At 67.6% G+C, this 17,396-nt stretch carries 18 protein-coding genes; 2 read left to right on the top strand and 16 right to left on the bottom strand.

Features of this window, described 5'->3' with window-relative positions; genetic code table 11:
* Positions 1–18: 18 nt before the first annotated feature.
* From PJB24_RS04165 to PJB24_RS04140, 6 genes are all read right to left on the bottom strand, one after another.
* Positions 19–1,095, bottom strand: a complete 1,077-nt coding sequence (locus tag PJB24_RS04165; protein ID WP_273843024.1) for a DNA polymerase III subunit — start codon at positions 1,093–1,095, stop codon at positions 19–21.
* A 4-nt stretch (positions 1,096–1,099) separates the two neighbouring features.
* Complete coding sequence (tmk, locus tag PJB24_RS04160; protein WP_273843021.1) at positions 1,100–1,819, bottom strand: dTMP kinase; 720 nt, start codon at positions 1,817–1,819, stop codon at positions 1,100–1,102.
* Complete coding sequence (locus PJB24_RS04155) at positions 1,717–2,475, bottom strand: gamma-glutamyl-gamma-aminobutyrate hydrolase family protein (protein ID WP_273843018.1); 759 nt, start codon at positions 2,473–2,475, stop codon at positions 1,717–1,719. Before PJB24_RS04155 ends, tmk begins: the two co-directional genes overlap by 103 nt.
* A 168-nt stretch (positions 2,476–2,643) precedes the next feature.
* Positions 2,644–4,722, bottom strand: a complete 2,079-nt coding sequence (locus PJB24_RS04150; RefSeq protein WP_273843016.1) for a DNA topoisomerase I — start codon at positions 4,720–4,722, stop codon at positions 2,644–2,646.
* Between the two features lie 84 nt (positions 4,723–4,806).
* Complete coding sequence (locus tag PJB24_RS04145) at positions 4,807–5,772, bottom strand: lysylphosphatidylglycerol synthase transmembrane domain-containing protein (protein ID WP_273843014.1); 966 nt, start codon at positions 5,770–5,772, stop codon at positions 4,807–4,809.
* A gap of 10 nt (positions 5,773–5,782) precedes the next feature.
* Entirely contained in the window at positions 5,783–6,667 is an 885-nt protein-coding gene (locus PJB24_RS04140; protein WP_273843011.1) for a decaprenyl-phosphate phosphoribosyltransferase, read from the bottom strand.
* 155 nt (positions 6,668–6,822) lie between these two features.
* Here PJB24_RS04140 and PJB24_RS04135 point away from each other — a divergent pair, with 155 nt between their 5' ends.
* A complete protein-coding gene (locus tag PJB24_RS04135; RefSeq protein ID WP_273843009.1) occupies positions 6,823–7,722 on the top strand; it encodes a 1,4-dihydroxy-2-naphthoate polyprenyltransferase in 900 nt (299 codons plus the stop codon).
* Positions 7,722–8,210 carry an SRPBCC family protein gene (locus tag PJB24_RS04130; RefSeq protein WP_273843007.1) on the top strand — a complete coding sequence of 163 codons (489 nt, stop codon included), beginning with the start codon at positions 7,722–7,724 and terminating at the stop codon, positions 8,208–8,210. Before PJB24_RS04135 ends, PJB24_RS04130 begins: the two co-directional genes overlap by 1 nt.
* Here the strand turns inward: PJB24_RS04130 and tatC are convergent.
* From tatC to cobA, 10 genes are all read right to left on the bottom strand, one after another.
* Entirely contained in the window at positions 8,189–9,007 is an 819-nt protein-coding gene (gene tatC / locus PJB24_RS04125; RefSeq protein ID WP_273843005.1) for a twin-arginine translocase subunit TatC, read from the bottom strand. The genes PJB24_RS04130 and tatC overlap by 22 nt on opposite strands.
* A 35-nt stretch (positions 9,008–9,042) precedes the next feature.
* Positions 9,043–9,237, bottom strand: a complete 195-nt coding sequence (tatA, locus tag PJB24_RS04120; RefSeq protein ID WP_273843002.1) for a twin-arginine translocase TatA/TatE family subunit — start codon at positions 9,235–9,237, stop codon at positions 9,043–9,045.
* A gap of 72 nt (positions 9,238–9,309) precedes the next feature.
* Positions 9,310–9,951: a tetratricopeptide repeat protein gene (locus PJB24_RS04115; protein WP_273843000.1), complete on the bottom strand. Its 642-nt coding sequence runs from the start codon at positions 9,949–9,951 to the stop codon at positions 9,310–9,312.
* A gap of 31 nt (positions 9,952–9,982) precedes the next feature.
* Positions 9,983–11,212, bottom strand: coding sequence for an amidohydrolase family protein (locus PJB24_RS04110; RefSeq protein WP_273842998.1), 1,230 nt, complete (start codon positions 11,210–11,212; stop codon positions 9,983–9,985).
* Positions 11,205–12,155 carry a polyprenyl synthetase family protein gene (locus PJB24_RS04105; protein WP_273842995.1) on the bottom strand — a complete coding sequence of 317 codons (951 nt, stop codon included), beginning with the start codon at positions 12,153–12,155 and terminating at the stop codon, positions 11,205–11,207. The genes PJB24_RS04110 and PJB24_RS04105 overlap by 8 nt, the downstream gene beginning before the upstream one ends.
* Positions 12,156–12,165: 10 nt before the next feature.
* On the bottom strand, positions 12,166–12,894 hold the full coding sequence (locus PJB24_RS04100) for a ubiquinone/menaquinone biosynthesis methyltransferase (protein ID WP_273843389.1): 729 nt from the start codon (positions 12,892–12,894) through the stop codon (positions 12,166–12,168).
* Between the two features lie 2 nt (positions 12,895–12,896).
* The gene (locus PJB24_RS04095) at positions 12,897–13,319 is read right to left on the bottom strand and encodes a hypothetical protein (RefSeq protein ID WP_273842994.1); all 423 of its coding nucleotides are present in this window, start codon (positions 13,317–13,319) and stop codon (positions 12,897–12,899) included.
* On the bottom strand, positions 13,320–14,654 hold the full coding sequence (gene hemL / locus PJB24_RS04090; RefSeq protein WP_273842992.1) for a glutamate-1-semialdehyde 2,1-aminomutase: 1,335 nt from the start codon (positions 14,652–14,654) through the stop codon (positions 13,320–13,322). It abuts the gene before it with no gap.
* 64 nt (positions 14,655–14,718) lie between these two features.
* Entirely contained in the window at positions 14,719–15,702 is a 984-nt protein-coding gene (hemB, locus tag PJB24_RS04085) for a porphobilinogen synthase (RefSeq protein ID WP_273842990.1), read from the bottom strand.
* A gap of 1 nt (position 15,703) precedes the next feature.
* Complete coding sequence (gene cobA / locus PJB24_RS04080) at positions 15,704–17,245, bottom strand: uroporphyrinogen-III C-methyltransferase (RefSeq protein ID WP_273842987.1); 1,542 nt, start codon at positions 17,243–17,245, stop codon at positions 15,704–15,706.
* Positions 17,246–17,396: the final 151 nt, after the last annotated feature.

Here is a 17,396-nt window from a genome sequence, read left to right as displayed (position 1 = left end):
AGCCGGGCAGCCGGACGTCTACCAGTCGCGGGAGGTTCCGAGTATCTTCCGCCGTGCTCTCGATAGCACCACCTCCAGTACCGCCTCTGGAGAGGCATTATACGCCAGGGATTCGCGTCCTTCGTCCGCCTCCCTGGCAGCGCCGGTCCAATCGGCCCCGTCGAAATTCGCGGCGACACCCCCTATCTCCGCCCTGCGATCCAGGTTGGCGACCAGCTCCGGCGCCCCCGCGGCCGTGACCGCGGCGTCGCGATACGCGAGCTTCAGGAGATCAAGCGCCTCAGCCGCCGCCTCCTCCCGCGCCGCCCGACCGGCACGGCGCGCCTCTTCCCTGGCCCGCCGGTCGGGATCCCCCGCAGCCTCGAGGATTTCCCTCTCTTTCCGCTCCCCGACCTCCTCGGCGCGGGATGCGATTTCCCCTGCATGCCGGAGCACACCGCTCATCCCGCTGGATAGGTCGAAGGCGGCGCTGAGTACGGTATCCCTGAGGGACAGCATCTCCTCCTCCGTCGCGTAGCGCAGCGCGCGCCCCACGCTGCCCCGTCCCAGAGAGGCGGCGAGCGCAGGGTTTTCGGCTCCGCGCTGTGCGAGGAACCCTTCCACCTCGGGCAAGGGGACGGGATCGAAACGTACCCCCCGGGCTCTGGAGGCTACCGTCGGGAGCACCTCCTCCCGGGAGGTCGAGAGCAGTATGAAGACCGTCTCTCCCTCGGGCTCTTCGAGGGTCTTGAGCAGGGCGTTGGCCGACTGCAGGTTGAGCGTGTCGGCGCGGAGTATGAAGACTCGCCTCGCTCCCTCGAAGGGGCGGCTCGAGGCACCACGGATCACCTCACGCACCTGCCCTATCGTGGTGAAGGCCCCGTCCGGCAGGACCTCGACCACATCTGGGTGAAGCCCGTGCATGATGCGGCCTCTGACAGCGCGATCACCCTCGCCCACCAGAGCGGCGGCGAACCGGAGGGCCACGGTGCGCTTCCCGACCCCCTCCGGCCCGTAGAAAAGGTAGGCATGAGAGACGTCCCCGCTCTTCAGCGCGCCGCTGAGCAGCCGCCGGACGCCCGGGTTTCCGATCACGCCATCAAAGATAGGATCCATACTCCTACGGAGTATAGCGCCGCAAGATCTCCTCCCTCACGACGGTGACGAGGTGCGCCGGCTCCCTGCGGCCGTCGAGCACCACCACGCGCCCCGGCTCGCGGCGTGCGATCTCCTCGAATCCCTCGGTGACCCGTCTCATAAACCCTTCTCCCAGACGTTCAATCCTGTCGGGGGTAAGTCCGGCGCGCCGGGCACGTTCCATCCTCTCATCCTCTTCGATGCGAAGGTAGAAGGTCACGTCCGGGACGAGGCCGTCGACCGCGCGGGCATTTATCTGTCGTACGGCATCGGCACCGAGCCCCCGTCCGTACCCCTGGTAGGCGATGCTGGAGTCGAGATACCGCTCGCAGATGACGAGCTGCCTCCGGGCGAGCCTGGGGAGTATCTCCCGCCGGGTGTGGTCCGCGCGCGCCGCCGCGTAGAGGTAAGCTTCGGTCCAGGGGTCCATCTCGAGGTGGGGGTCGAGCAACACCTCCCGGATACGCTCGGCCGTTGGGGTCCCCCCGGGCTCCCGGGTAAAATGGGCCTGGGGAAAGTGGTCTCTGAGAATCCCCGCCAGCGTGGACTTGCCCGAGAAGTCTGCGCCTTCTACGGTGACGAACAGCCCTGCCCTCTCTTCTAGGCCGCCCGCCTGCCGGATCCGCGCCCGGCCGCCTCGACGAAGGCGGAGAACAGCCGGCGTTGCTCGGGTCCCGCCTCCCGCATGGCCTCGGCGTGCCACTGGATACCCAAGACCCAGCGCGACCCGTCGCGCCACTCGAGGGCTTCCACCACACCGTCGGGAGAGCGCGCGCTCACCCGCAGATCCCCGGCGACCTCCTTCACGGCCTGGTGGTGGTAGGAGTTGACCGCGAACCGGTCTTTACCTGCTATCCCTCCCAGGAGGGACTCTCCGGCGAGCTCGACCTCGTGAACCGGCTGGCATTTCGGGGTCTTCTGCCTGTGCTCGAGCACCCCCTCTCCGAGCTGTGTCTTCAGATCCTGATAGAGGCTCCCACCGAGCAATACGTTCAGCACCTGCAGCCCCCGGCAGATGCCTAGCACGGGCAGCCCCACCTCCAGCGCACGCCCGGCGAGCGCGAGCTCGAAGGCGTCACGCTCGGGGAGCGTGGGGCCCATCTCCGGCAGAGGTTCCTCGCCATAGTGAGACGGATCGAGATCACTGCCACCCGACAGCAGGAGTCCATCCAGCCCGCCGAGGAGCGGGTCGACGTATTCCGGCTCCACCACGGGAGGCAGCACCACCGGCACCCCACCCGCCTCCACCACGCTCTGGACGTAATCCAGGTCGGCTCGCACGAAACGCCCCAGGGGACGCTCGGCCACGGTCTCGGTATCGTCCTTGAGCGTCGCGCTCACGCCGATTACAGGAGGCAACTCACCCTGCCCCCGAGCAAGTCCTTATCACCTTCGCGAATCACAGCGTTGCAGCGTAACAGATCAGTACGCAGAGCACTACCAGCAGGGCGTAACCCACCCCACAAAGGTACCCGCAGGGGGTGTCTCCGCAGCGTAGCACCGGCTCCACGATGTCTACCCTGCGCCCTATGTGGTGGACTTCTCCAGCCTTTCCTCGGCCGACTCTCCCGATTGCTCCTCCCCTCGTTCTCTCTCCCGTTTCTTCGGGCAGTCCATGTTTATGCAGGTGGTCCAGGGCCGACGCTTGCCAATGACCTTTATCTCCGGGGCGCCGCAGGCGTCGCAGAGCGTCCCGAGCGGGATGATGTCCCCCTTCTGGGGGAGCGGGAAGGTCGTGCGGCACTCCGGGTACCCCTCGCAGCCAGCGAAGCGCTTGCCGCTCTTGCGGTTGCGCCTTATCTTCAGGTTGCGGCCGCAGACCGGACAGGGTCCGAGCGTCTCGTCCCCGCGGATGCCCTCCCAGACGATGTCCGCGAACTTCTCCTCCTGATTCGTGAGATTGTCGTAGACCCGGCGCAGCACCTCGCGCGAGGCGTCCACCACGGACTCCTTCTCGACCCGGCCCTCGGAGATCGCGTCCATGCTCCGCTCCAGCTCGGCGGTCATCTCGTGCGAGGCTATCTCCGAAGCGAACTGCTTGAGCGCCCGCGCCACCGCCATCCCGGTCTCCGTCGGGACTATCGGGTCACCGTGGATGTAGCCCCTGTCGTAGAGGTTCTGGATTATCGCCGGGCGGGTGGCCTTCGTGCCGAGCCCGAGATCCTCCATCACCCTTACGAGACGCCCCTGCCCGTAGCGTCCCGGCGGCTGGGTCTGCTTCGAGAGCACCTCGGCCTCGACGAGCCGCACCCGCTGCCCCTCTTCGAGCGCCGGAAGCTCCTCGTCCGGCCTGCGCCCGTAGGGGTAGACACCGAGCCACCCCTCATCGGTGAGGACCGTACCGCGGGCGATGAGGGGCTCCCCGCCGGACTCGAAGCGCAGCGTGGTCCGAAGCGTCTGCGCCGGTCCGGAGAGGGTCGCCAGGAACCGCCGCACCACGAGCTGGTAGATCTTCCACTGATCGTCCCGCAGCTCACCCTTGCGGGCGGGTCCCGTCGGGTAGATCGGGGGGTGGTCGGTGGTCTGCCGCCTGCCGCGGGTCGGGGTGAAGCTCTTCTGTCCGAAGAGCTTCTCGGCGTAAGGCGCCACACCCTCCACCCCGCGCAGGAAATCCACGACCTCGCGCAGATCGAGCGACTCCGGATAGACGGTGTTGTCCGTGCGCGGGTAGGAGATGTACCCCTCGGTGTAGAGATCCTCCGCGATGCGCGCCGCGCGCGAGGGTCCGATCCCCAGGTTCGCCGCCGCCGAGAGGAAGGCCGTCGTGTTGAACGGAGCCGGAGCCGGGCGGCTGGCGGAGCGCTGCTCGACGTTCGTGACGACCGCCTCGTCGGTGAGGTTCGCGTGCGCGGCCCGGGCCGCATCCTCCTCCTTGAAGCGCCCGGCGGCGTGGCGGGCGGTGAACCGCTCGTCGTTCTCGAGCAGCGCCTCTATCTCCCAGTAGGGCTCGGGGACGAACGCCCGGCGCTCCAGCTCCCGCTCGGCGATCAAGACCAACGTCGGGGACTGAACCCTCCCCACCGAGAGGAAGGCGCTCCCGTAGCGCTTCACCGCCCTGGAGACCCAGCGGGTGAGGGTCGCACCCCAGATGAGATCTATGTCCTGGCGGGCCTCGCCCGCGGCGGCGAGTTCGTGCGAGACCTCCACAAGATCCTCGAAGGCACGCGTAACCTCCCCCCTGGTGAGCGCCGAGAAGCGCGCCCGCTCCACGTTGTCGACCAGCTTCGGGTTGGCGTCGAGCGCGAGCGTAAGCGCCTCCACCCCGATGAGCTCGCCCTCCCGGTCGAAGTCAGTGGCGATGACGATCCTGTCGGCCTTCTTCGCCAGCGACTTTATCGCCTCGGCCACGCCCTTCTCGGAGACGGACTTGAGGATCCTGGCGTCTATCAGCTCGCGCGGCTCGACCTTCTGCCAGTTCGAGTACTCCTCGGGATACTCCGGGTTGAGCACGTGCCCTTTGAGCCCGACCGAGACGCACTCCTCGCCCTTCCACTCAAAGGAGTGGTAGGGCACGCTGCGGTGCTTGCCGTCCTTTACCCTGCCCTCGGCCAGAAACGAAGCTATCTTCCTGGCCGCATTCGCCTTCTCAGAGATTATTAATCGCATCTTGATCCTGTTTATAACACAACACGAATACGATGCGCCGGGGCGAAGAACGCGCGTTCACACCCCCACGCCCGGGGCAGTCTATCAGCGCCTGCGGGCCGCGCTCAACCCTGCCTCCCCCCCGACGAAAGCCCGCACGACGAAAAGACCGACGATCCCGATCAGGGTTGCGAACCAGAGCGTGGCGAGCCGGATGAGGAAGGTGAGCGCGACCGCGAGCCCGGCCGGGAGCCCGGCCAGCCCGTCGAACATCCCCGTGAGACCGGCCTCAGCGGCCCCGATGCCCCCCGGCAGCATGCTCCCCACCCCGACGAGCGAGCTCACCGCGAAGATGAAGACCACCATCAGAAAAGGCCGGTGCACACCGAGCGCCACCGAACAGAGATAGACCGCGGAACACTCGAATCCCCAGGATACGAAGGAGATCCCGGTCCCAGCCACCAGGGGCCGCAGACCCAGAAGCTCGCTCGAAGCTCCGTGAAACACCCTCACGTGCGGCGCGAGCCGGTCGAGCAGCGGGAGCCGGCTCAGGATACGCTCGGCGACCAGCGAGAGCCTCTCGGATCTCAGCACCGCGATCCCCACGATGGCCGCCGCCAGAAACAGGAGCAGAACCTCCGGGCCGAAGCTGAACGAGAGCGCGCCGAGCAGCCCCCACAGCACCATCCCGGTCCCGTCCGTCGCCCGCTCGGCCACGACCGCCGGGGCGGTGCGGGCTATCGGGGTGCCGTTCACCTGCCGGATGAAGGCGCTCTTGAGCACCTCACCGAGCTTGCCCGGAGAGATAGCCATGGAGAGCCCGGAGGCGAAGATGGCCACGTTCGCCGCCAGCGGCACCTCCACCCCGATGACGCCCAGATAGTACCTCCAGCGGACGAAACGCCCCACGTAAGAGAGGAGCACGAGCCCCAGGATCGCCGGCAGGAGTGGCCACCGGAACCGCCCGAGCGCCGACTCGAAGTCGCCCAACCCCGAGTAGACCGCGAGCACCAGGTAGACCGCGACCGCGAAGCTCAGCGCGAGCGCGAGGTTGCGCTTGATGCGGTTCACCCACCCACCCCTACTGCACGTAGAGGACGAGGAACACCACGGCAATCCACAGGAGCAGCGTGATCTGCAGCGGCCGGTCCCGCAGGAGCAGCGTGTCCGGATTGCCTCCTCCCGCCCGGTGAACCAGCAGCATGTAGCGGAACACGCCGTAGATGACGAAAGGTATCGTCGCCATCATGTAGTTCTCGGCTTCGCTCTTGTACACGAAGAACGTGTACATCGAGTAGGCGATTATGGTCGCCGCGAGCATGATGTTCATCATCTGGTCGAGCATCTCGACCGAGTAGTCCTCCAGGTTCCGCCTGTGCCCTCCGGCATCCTCGCCGAGCACCGCGAGCTCGTGGCGGCGCTTGGAGAAGCCCAGGAAGAGCGTCAGGAGCCCGGTGCAGACTATCAGCCAGGGAGAGACCGGGCTGTGCACGGCAGCGACGCCCGCGAGCGCCCGGACGACGAACCCGGCCGAGATGGCCATCACGTCCAGTATCACCAGATGCTTGAGGACGAGCGTGTAGGCCGCCTGCAGGAGCAGGTAGGCGATCGCGGAGAGTCCCACGACCGGCCCGATCGCGAAGCACAGCCCGAGCCCGATGGTGGCCAGGACGATCGCGAAGGTCAGCGCGGCCCGTGGTTTTATCTCACCGCTCGCCACGGGACGAAACCTCTTGGTCGGGTGCTCCCGGTCCTCCTCGACGTCCAGGGTATCGTTCGCAGCGTAGGTCGCGGAGGAGAGGGCGCAGAAGGCCACGAAAGCGACGAGGGCGGAGATGACCGCCGGGGGATGGTAGGCCTGCCGCGCGAAGAGGAGCCCCGCCAGCACGAACCCGTTCTTCGTCCATTGTTTGGGTCGCGCCAGCCGCAGGTAGGGGTTTTTCATGCTGAGGCCGACGGTCTTCACGAAAGCCGGTTCTACCACAAACGCCGGCCAAAGTCTTCGGGAAGGCGGGCACAATCCCCGGGATGCTGGCAAAATACCCGGCAGGGTGACCGGCGATCGGCTATATATGTGGGGACATTGAAGGAGATCTCGGAAAGGACCGGAAGGGGAAACGGTTGATCGGCCGGCGCTCGCTCTCGGAGTGGTTCTGGCTCGCGCGGCCCTTCTCGCTGACGGCGGCGGTCGTTCCCGTGCTGGTCGGCTCCTCCCTCGCGGCGCTGGACGGCGGGTTCCGGGCGGGTCCCGCGCTGGCGATGCTCCTGGCCAGTGTGCTCATCCAGGCGGCGACGAACATGTTCAACGAGTTCTACGACGAGAAACGCGGGCTGGACACCGAGCGCTCGGTCGGTATAGCCGGCTCCATCGTGAAGGGGAGGCTCTCGGCGCGGGCGGTCCTTCTGGGGGCGCTCCTCTGCTACACGCTCGCGCTCTTCTTCAGCCTCTACCTGGTAGCGGTCGGGGGCTGGCCGATCCTCGTTCTCGGATGCCTCTCGGCGCTCGGCGGCTACGTCTACTCCGCGGGCCCGCGCCCCATCGCCTACACCCCGGCGAGCGAGGCGACGGTCTTCGTGTTCATGGGCCTGATCATAGTCGTGATCACCTACGGAGCGCAGGCTCACGACTACCCGGCCTTGGTCCCGCTCGCCGCGGTCCCGGTGGGCTTCCTCGTCTCCGCCATACTGCTCGCGAACAACATCCGGGATCTGGAGTCCGACCGGCGCGGCAACAGGAAGACGCTCCCGATAGTCCTCGGCCGCCGGGGCGGCGCGGCCGTCTACCGCGCCCTCCTGGCAGGCGCCTACCTCTGGGCGGCGATGCTCCCGATCGCCGGGATCCTCCCCTGGAGCATCCTTCTCGTCTTCCTCAGCCTCCCGCTCGCGCTCCGGCTCTGGCGCGCCATCCTCGCCAGCACCTCCCCGGAACGCCTCGACCCCGTGGTCAAGCGCACGGCCGGGCTGCACGCCCTTTTCGGGCTGCTATACGCGGCCGGAATCCTGCTGGGTGCGATCCTCTGATGGCGATAGCGGGTGGACACCGCGTGAGCGCCAGCTACCCGATAAGCGGGCTCTCCCAGGAGGAGGTCTTCGCGGCCCTGCTCGAGGTCTGGCGCTTCCCGGAGTGGGCTTGCGGGCTGGAGCGGGTCAGCGTACTCGGAGGCAGTCGTGAGGTGCGCCCGGACACCGCGCTGAGCTTCGCCCTGAACGCCGCCGGCATCCACCACGAGGTGGAGAGCACCATCACCGTCGTGGACCCTCCCCGAACTCTGCAGTGGCGTTACACGAAAGGGGCCGCTGGTACCGGAGGGCTGACGGTAGAAGGCGAGGGGAAGGAGGCCGTGCGCGTGACCTTCACGACGAACTACGTCGTGGAACCGCGGTGGCTGGACCGGATCGCAGGACGTCCGTTCTTCAGGCGGGCCGCCAACGACCTGCTGCGCCGTTCGCTCAGGAGGTTCGGTCTCTATCTCCGTGGCGACCTTCCTCAGCGGTCATCGTCGCCGTAGACGCTGCGCTCGAGTTCTTCTTCGTTCTCGCTCCCGCTGTCCGGTTCCGGCGGAGCGGTCGCGGGGTTCACGTAGCGTGCGATAAGGATGCTCGCCTCGTACATCACGAGCATCGGCGCCATCATGAGGAGCATCGTGAACGGGTCCGGGGTCGGGGTGAGGGCGGCGGCCACCACCGCGATGATGACGACCGCGTGCCGGCGGTACTTCTTCAGGAAGTCACCGTCGACGAGCCCGAGCTTCGCCCCGACGAAGGTGGCGGCCGGGAACTCGAATACTATCCCGAAGGCGAGCAGAAAGCGCGTGACGAAGGATAGGTAGGTGTCGGCGGTGATGATCTCGGTGTAGCGGTTCGGCGCGTAGTGGAGCAGGAAGTGCAGCGCCACCGGCAGCGCCGCGTAGTACGCGAAACCGATCCCGGCGATGAAGAGTAGCGAGGAGAAGCCGATCAGGACGTAGGTGAAGATGCGCCCGGCCTCACCGACCGCCGGAGCCACGAATGCCCACGCCTGGTAGATCAAAATCGGAAGCGTCACCACGAACGCCGTGTAGAGGGCCAGCTTGAGGTCGGTGAAGACCGGCGCGGTAACCCCGGTGAAGTGAAGTTTCTTGAGCCCGGAGGGGGCCAGGAGCCAGTCGTAGATCTGTACCCGGAAGAACCAGGCGACCACCGTCGCCACGACGAAGGCCACCCCGACCTTGATTATCCTCGAGCGCAGCTCCTCGAGGTGTTCGATCAGGGTCATCCTCTTCTCGTCGCGGGGACGCGCGAGCGCCCTCAGGCGGTTACCGGCCAAAGCTCAGCCTCGCCTCCCGGGATTACTCCGACACCTCAGTCGCGGCTCCCCTCCACCGAACGGGACCGCCGCCTTTCCTCGTCGTGCTCCTCGCCGGAGATTCCCCTGCGGAACTCGCGCACCCCGCTGCCGAGACCTCTGGCCAGCTCGGGGATGCGCCGGGCCCCGAAGAGCAAGAGCACGACGACCAGTACTATCAGTAGCTCGGATCCACCCAGGTAACCCGGCAAGGCCTCTCCTCCTCGTTCTGAAGTCCTGTTCGCGAAAGAGCGCTGGATTCATTCTACTATCTCTCACGAACGTCATCCGGTGCCGCCACCGTGCAGGGCGTCGGAGATCTGCTTGCGTACCTGATCCGCCTGTTTGCCCTTGGGATGTTTGTCGAGGTACTTGTTCCAGTATTTGACCGCGAGCCCCGGCTGTCCGGCCCGCTGGTAAGCCTCTCCGGCGGCCAGGTACAGACGCGCGACGTCACCGCTCGAAGCGACTTTCGAGGCCCCGACAAATGCATCGGCCGCCTTCCCGTAAAGCTCCTTCTGCTCCTTTCCGGAAGATGACTGCGCCTGCTGGGCGTACACGTCTCCGAGCAGCATCGCGATCTGGGGGTTCTTTGCGAACTTCTTCCGACCGTTCTCAAGGACTCGTTCGGCATCCTGCATCTTGCCGTCCTGGGCGTAGAGGTAGCCCAGCCGGAAGACGGCGGCGGGGTCCTTCGGGTGATCCTTCACGTAGCTCTCGGCGTACCTGATCTGCTCTCTCGCGCTCACCGTCTGCGGGTGTTGCTGACCGGCCGGTTGATTCCGGTTCTTGAAAAAGGCCTGGAGGAAGTCGATGTTGAGGCCGGTTCCGAGTCCCGCGAAGAGGAAGGTAGCCAGAAACAGCACGATGAGCACGAAGGCACCTACCCTGGTCCAGAAGCTTATCCTCCGGCGGTCCATCATCATCGCGGGAAGACCCCTCTCGGCAAGGTAGCGGTCAGCTCTCGACCCGATTGTATATCAGCTCGCCCCCGGCGACAGTCGCCATCACCCCCCCGCCCGCCGCCGCTTCAAGCACCTCCATCTCCGGCTCGTGCCCGCCCGGGGAGCACTCCACGATGGCGAAATCCGCCCACTTGCCGGGCACGATGCTCCCGGTCTCCCGGGCGATGCTCAGCGCCTCGGCCCCTCCGAGCGTGGAGAGGCGCAGGCCCTCCGCGCCGCTGAAGCCGTGCAGCCTCACGGCGTGGAGCGTCTCCTCGAAGAGGTTGAGGCTCGGGCTGCTCCAGAGGCCGTCGGTGCCCATCCCCACGCGCACTCCCCGCGCCAGCATGTCCGGTACCGGTGATACACCACATCCGAGGAACTCATTTGAGCGCGGGCAGTGCGCCACGGCGGCACCCGTACGGGCGAGTATCTCGATGTCCGCGGTCGAGACCCCGGTGGCCAGATGGGCGGCTATCGTCTGCGGGGCGAGGAGCTCGACGCTCCCGGCGTAGGCCACCGGGGAGAGCCCGGTCCCCCCCCAGTCGTTCTCCCCGAAGATGTCCCGCAGGGGCCCCTTCCCGTCGCGCACGAACTCCACCTCCTCCGGGCTCTCGGAGAGGTGTATGGCGAGCAGGTCCCCGAGCTCTCTCGTACGCCGCGCCGCGAGCCGCGAGGACTCGGGATCCACGGTGTAGGGCGAGTGTACGCTCACGTGGACCTCGACCCTGGGAGGAAGCCCTTCTCTGAGCTCACGCACCCTGCGGATTATGTACTCGACCGCCTCGCCGGGCGTTCCGTCACCGATCTCGTGCGGGAAGAACTCGGCGTAGACCCTCCCCGCCATCCCGCTTGAGGCGAGCTGCGGCAGACACTCGCCGTAAGGCGAGGATTCCGCCATGTAGGTGGTCCCGGCCTCGACCGCTTCCCGGGCACACGCCTCGGCGGCCCGGGCAGTATCCTTCTCCGGGAGGCGTTCGATCAGGCCCTTGAGCCAGCGGGAGAAACTCCCCCCTTCCGGTCCCTCTCCCCGGGCGAAACCCAGGTGGGCGTGCGCGTTGACCGCACCGGGTACGAGAGCGCACCGGGGGAAGTAGCGCACCTCCACGCCGGGATGCTCCCGCGAAATCTCCCCCAGCGGCCCCACGGAGCCTATCCGTCCCTCCTCCACCAGCACGCCCCCTTCGCGGAGGATCTCACCCTCCACCGGCAGCAAGACCCCCGCGGCGAAGATCTCAGGCATCTCTTCCTACCACCTCGCTGGCGATCATATGCAGTACGCCGCGCTCGGGCCCCGCAGGCAGGAGCTCGAGCTCCAACAGGGCGGCCTCTATCTCCTTTCTCGCCCGCTCTTCCGTCCTCGCGATCGCCCGGGTCTCGAGCACGGCCTCGATCCCGGCTTCGAGGAGGGCCTTCTCCGGCCGCGGCGTCCTGAGCACCTTTCGGATCAAGCCTGCGTTGCCCTCCTGCATGGCGAGGATGATCGGCAGCGTGATCGTACCCTCCGCGAGATCAGAACCCGCCCCTTTGCCCATGACGCCGGGCTCCCCGACGAAGTCCATCACGTCGTCGGACATCTGGAAGGCGACCCCGAGCGACTGACCGTAGGTCGCGAGGGCGTCTATCCTCTGGATGGAGAGCCCACCGAGGGTCCCCCCTGCGACGCACGCCGCCTTGAAGAGGCCGGCGGTCTTCATCCTGATGTGCCGCAGGTACTCCTCGATGCCGACCTCGTCCCCGGAGGCCCGGAACTGTTCGAGCTCCCCGGAGGCGAGATCGCGGGCCGCCTCGGCGAAGACCCGCACTATACGCGGGTCGCCGATATCGGCCAGCCGCGCGAAAGATTCCGCGAAGAGGTAGTCCCCTGTCGCCACGGCCACCTCCCGCCCGTAGGCCGCGACGGTGGTCGGGCGTCCCCGGCGGCTCTCCGCACGGTCCACCACGTCGTCGTGGATGAGCGTGGCCGTGTGGAGGACCTCCACCGCCGCCGCCGCGGAGACGAGCGCCTCCCGGTCCGGCTCACCCATGTTCGCGCTCAGGATCATGAGCAGCGGGCGCAACCTCTTGCCGCCGGAGGTGAGCGCCTCGTGGACCGGCGCGGCGAGCGGTTCCGGGGCACCGTCAGCCACACCGACGAGCGTCTTCTCCACCGCCCCCAGCTGCCCGGCGGTCTCTGCTGGGAGCAACGCCCTCAGGCTAGCGAGGCTTGGTTCCACTGTGGAGCGTGATAATTCCACCGGCGAGTCTTTCCCATGTAACGTTTCGTAGTCCACTTCTCTCCATTATGCCAGCCAGCTCTGCGGGCGCCACGAACTCCTTTACCGACCGCGGGAGGTAGGCGTATGCCTCCCTGTCCCCGGAGATCATCCCCCCGAGGAGGGGAACGATCCTGTCGAACCAGACCCCGTAGAAGGCGCGCGCCGGGACGCCCTCAGGACGGGCAATCTCGAGGCAGACGGCTCGCCCCCCGGGCTTGAGGCACCTCCTCATCTCGGAGAAGAGAGCGGCGAGGTCCGGTATGTTGCGCGCCCCATAAGCGATCGTCGCCACGTCGAAGCTCCTGCTCTCTACCTCCTTCAGATCGGTCGCATCCCCGAGGCGGTACTCCAGGTTCGCATACATCCTGCGCCTGGCGAGCCGGAGCATCCCGGCGGAGAAGTCCACCCCCAGCACATACCCGTAGGGTCCCACGGCACGGGCGAGATCCCGACTGAGGCTCCCCGTGCCGCACGCGAGGTCGAGCACCCTCTCTCCACCCTCCAGACCAGCCACCTCAATGACCCGGGAGTTCCATCTGCGGTGCATCCCGGCAGTCATGATGAGGTTGAGCAGCTCGTAGCGCCGGGAGATCCTGTCGAACATCTCGCGCACGTACCGGGCCCGCTCCGCAGAGACCCCGCCGGGGCCCGAAGGTCCCGCTCCCATCTTCAACCCGCGGCCTCGCGCGCCGCCCGGCGCACCCGATCTCGCGAGCGCTCGACGCTCTCCCCGGAGATGACGCGCAAAAGATCGGCCAGGTGGGGCACCCAGGTCTCGAGCGAGACCTCACCGCCGGAGGAGATGTGCCCGGCGCCGTCGCGGATCATCCTGCTCGCCACCGCCACGAAGTGCGGCTCGTTGAGGCACGAGATGATCTCGACGGCTCCGGCGTAGGCGTCGTCCCCGGCGAGTATCTCCCCGTCTGCGGCGTGCCCGCGCGCGTAGTGGGCGTCGAAACCCCGCTGCAGAAAATCCAGCGCCTCCGCCACCACCCCGCCGCGACGGTCGTCCCCGCCGACGGCCCTGACCGCGTGCAGAAACACCCCTTTGAGGGATACTTGAGGCGTCCTCTTGCGGGCGGCCCGCACCACTCAGCTCCCTCCAACCCGGGAGAACCACTCCGACGCCGCCTCGACGGTGCGCTCGACGTCCTCCGCCGTGTGCGCCGCCGAGAGGAAGCCGGTCTCGTACTGGCTGGGGGCGAGGTAGACACCCCTCCGGAGCATGTGCCAGAAGAAGTCCTTGAAGGACCCGAGGTCGGAACGGGCGGCGGAGGCGAAGTCCCTGACCGGCCCTTCGGTGAAGAAGACGCTCACCATCGAGCCCACCTGGTGTACCGTGACGCTCACCCCTCCCTCCGAGGCGGCCCGCTGCATGCCTTCCTTCCAGAGCCGCCCCAGTTCTTCGAGCCGCTCGTAGACGTTCTCCTCCTTCACGGTCCGCAGCGTCGCAAGCCCTGCGGCCATCGCCAGCGGGTTGCCCGAGAGTGTCCCCGCCTGGTAGACGGGCCCGGAGGGGGCGACGAGCTGCATGATCTCACGCCTCCCCCCGAACGCGCCGACCGGGAGCCCCCCGCCGATGACCTTGCCGAGGGTGGTGAGGTCCGGCACCATCCCGAAGCGCTCCTGCGCCCCGCCGTAGGCCAACCTGAAACCGGTCATCACCTCGTCGAAGATGAGCAAAGCCCCGTGAGCCCGCGTCATCTCCCTGAGGCCCTCGAGAAACCCTTCCACGGGAGGCACGCACCCCATGTTCCCGGCCACCGGCTCCACGATCACGGCGGCCACGTTCTCGCCCTCCCGCTCGAAGAGGGCCCTCACGGCATCCAGGTCGTTGTACGGCAGCACGACGGTGTCGGCCGCCGCACCGCGCGTCACACCGGGGCTGTCCGGGAGCCCGAAGGTGGCGACCCCGCTCCCGGCCGAAGCGAGCAGCGGATCCCCGTGCCCGTGGTAGTTGCCCTCGAACTTGACGATCTTCTCGCGCCCGGTGTAGCCGCGGGCGAGGCGTACGGCGCTCATCGTGGCCTCGGTCCCGGAGTTGGTCATCCTGACCATCTCCACGGAGGGCACGGCCTCGCAGACGAGTTCCGCCAGCTCCACCTCGAGCTCGGTCGGGGCGCCGAAGCTGGTCCCGTCTCTCACCACCCGCTCGAGGGCCTCCACGACGCGGGGATGGGCGTGCCCGAGGATGAGCGGCCCGTAACTCATCACGTAGTCGATGTAAGAGTTGCCGTCCACGTCGAAGATACGAGCCCCCTCCCCTCTGCGGATGAACAGGGGATCACCGCCCACCGAACGGAAGGCTCTGACGGGGCTGTTGACGCCGCCGGGCATCCTCGAAGCGGCCCGGCGTATGAGCCGGGCCGAGCGCTCCACCGCCGGAACGCTCCCGCCGCTCTCTCCGCTACCTCGCAACCGGCTCATAACCTCCGTCTCTCGAAAGCCTGGTCTTTGTACACGACAAACGCAAAATCTGCCGTAATGCCGCTTACTCGCCCGACAGCCAGCGGGCTGCGTCCGGTGCGTGGTAGCTTATTATCATCCCCGCGCCAGCGCGCTTTATGCTCGTGAGCACCTCCAGGACGGCCGCGCGCTCGTCCAGCCACCCGTTCTGCGCGGCGGCCTTTATCATCGCGTACTCCCCGCTCACGTTGTACGCCGCGACCGGGAGGTCGGTGGCCTCTCTCACCCTGTGGATGACGTCGAGGTAGGGCAGGGCAGGCTTGACCATCACGATGTCCGCCCCCTCCTCGACGTCGAGGGCGACCTCGCGCAGCGCCTCGCGCGCGTTGGCCGGGTCCATCTGGTAGCTGCGCCGGTCGCCGAAGGCGGGGGCGCTCTCGGCGGCATCGCGGAAGGGGCCGTAGAAGGTGGTCGCGTACTTGGCGGAGTAGGCCATGATCGGGGTGTTCTCGAACCCCTCGCGGTCGAGCTCGGAGCGGATGGCGGCGACCCGGCCGTCCATCATGTCCGAGGGGGCGACGATGTCCGCCCCCGCCTCGGCCTGGGAGGCCGCGGTGCGCGCCAGAAGCTCGAGGCTGACGTCGTTGAGGATCTCGCCGGTCTCTTTCTCGACCACGCCGCAGTGGCCGTGGCTCGTGTACTCGCAGAGGCATACGTCGGTGATGACCAGAAGCTCCGGCAGGGCGTCCTTCATGGCCCGCACGGCGAGCTGGATGATACCCTCGGGGTCGTAGGCTCCTGAGGCGGCCTCGTCTTTGTGCTCCGGGATGCCGAAGAGCATCACCCCCGGTACCCCGAGCGAGCTGACGCGCCGGGCTTCCTCGACGGCGTTGTCTATGGAGAGCTGGAAGACGCCCGGCATCGAAGGGACCGGGTTCCGGACGTCCTCCCCGACGGTGACGAACATGGGGTAGATGAGGTCCTCGGGCGAGAGGCGTGTCTCCCGCACCAGCGACCTCAGCCTCCCGGTGCGGCGCATCCTGCGCAGTCTCTGCTGTGGAAACGGCATGTTATCCGACCTCTCCTTCAGACGCTGCGGATCTCATGATCTCCGTGACGGCTTCCACCAGTCCGGGGATAGTGTACTCCCGCGCGACGGCATCGACGCATAAGCCGTGCCCGCGCGCGGTTTGGGCGGTCAGCGGGCCGATGCAGGCGACCTTCGTCTTCCGCAGCAGCCGGACGGAGCGCTCCTCCCCGAAGGCCCGGACGAAGTTCTCGACGGTCGAGCTCGCCGTGAACGTGACGCAGTCCACCTCGCCGTCCTCGATCCTCCGCGCGAGGGCTTCCGCCCCGCTGGCATCCGGGACCGACTCGTAGGCCGGAGGCACGTCCACTTCGGCTCCGGCCTCCCTCAACCTCTCGGGGAGCACCTCCCGGGCAACCTTCGCCCGCGGGATGAGAACCCTCTTCCCCGCCAGCGAACCATCCCCTGAAACCTCCGGGATCAGAGCCTCCGCCCGGTACTCGGATGGCATCGCATCGACCCTGAGCCCGGCCTCCTCTACCCGCCGGGCGGTCGCCGGGCCTATCGCCGCGATCTTCGCCCCCCTCGGCACGAAGCGTACGTCGAGGCCGCGATCCCGCAGACGCCCCAGAAAGCTCTCCACCCCGTTGACGCTGGTGAAGACGAGCCAATCGTAGGAGTCGAGCCGGTCTATCGCCTTATCCAGCGGACCGAAGTCCCGGGGGGGACGGACCTCTATGGTGGGGAACTCGATGGCCTTGGCGCCGAGCTCCTCCAGCCTGCGGGAGAGCTCCCCGGCCTGCTTCCTCGCCCGGGTTACGACTATCCTCCTCCCGAAGAGGGGCTTACTCTCGTACCATCCCAGACCCTTTTCCCTGAGCCGGACGACCTCTCCGACGACGATCACGGCCGGGGGCCCGAGTCCGGCCTCTTCCACCCGCCCGGCGATGTCCTCGAGCGTACCAGTAACCGTCCGCTGCTCGGGCACCGTCCCCCACCGGACGCAGGCGACCGGTGTCTCGGGACGCCTGCCCGCCTCTATAAGGCTCTGCGCGATCTGGCGGATCCTGCCCACCCCCATGTAGAGGACGAGGGTGTCCGCACCCCGCGCCACCCTCTCCCAGTCCACGTCGACCCTGCCCTTCTCGGGGTCTTCGTGGCCGGTGACGAAGGCCACGCTCGCGGCGATCCCGCGGTGGGTGACCGGGATGCCCGCGTAGGCCGGCGCGGCGATTCCGCTCGTCACCCCGGGCACGACCTCGAAGGGGAGCCCGGCCTCGGCGAGCGCGAGCGCCTCCTCCCCGCCACGCCCGAAGACGTAGGGGTCGCCCCCCTTGAGCCTGACGACGGTCTTCCCCTCACGCCCCTTGCGCACGAGGAGCTCGTTTATCTCCTCCTGCCGCATCGTAGGACGCCCGGGCAGCTTCCCAACGTAGATGCGCTCGGCCCCGGCAGGGGCATATCTCAGTAGTTCCTCGGGGGCCAGCCGGTCGTAGACCACGACATCGGCCGCCTCGAGACACCTCAACCCCTTCAGCGTGAAGAGCCCCGGATCCCCGGGCCCGCTCCCGACCAGGTAGATCACACCCCGCTCCTCGCCCGGCGTACCTCTTCGAGGACCCTTCCGGCCCCCCGCGCCAGAAGCTCCCCGGCCAGTCGCTCCCCGACCTCCCGCGCCCCAGCGCCAGACGCCTCTCCCTCGTACATCTCGCTCCCGTCCACCGACCCAACCCGCC

The organism is Rubrobacter calidifluminis (assembly GCF_028617075.1).
Lineage (GTDB): Bacteria > Actinomycetota > Rubrobacteria > Rubrobacterales > Rubrobacteraceae > Rubrobacter_E > Rubrobacter_E calidifluminis.
This window is presented reverse-complemented; position numbering and strand designations above follow the sequence as displayed.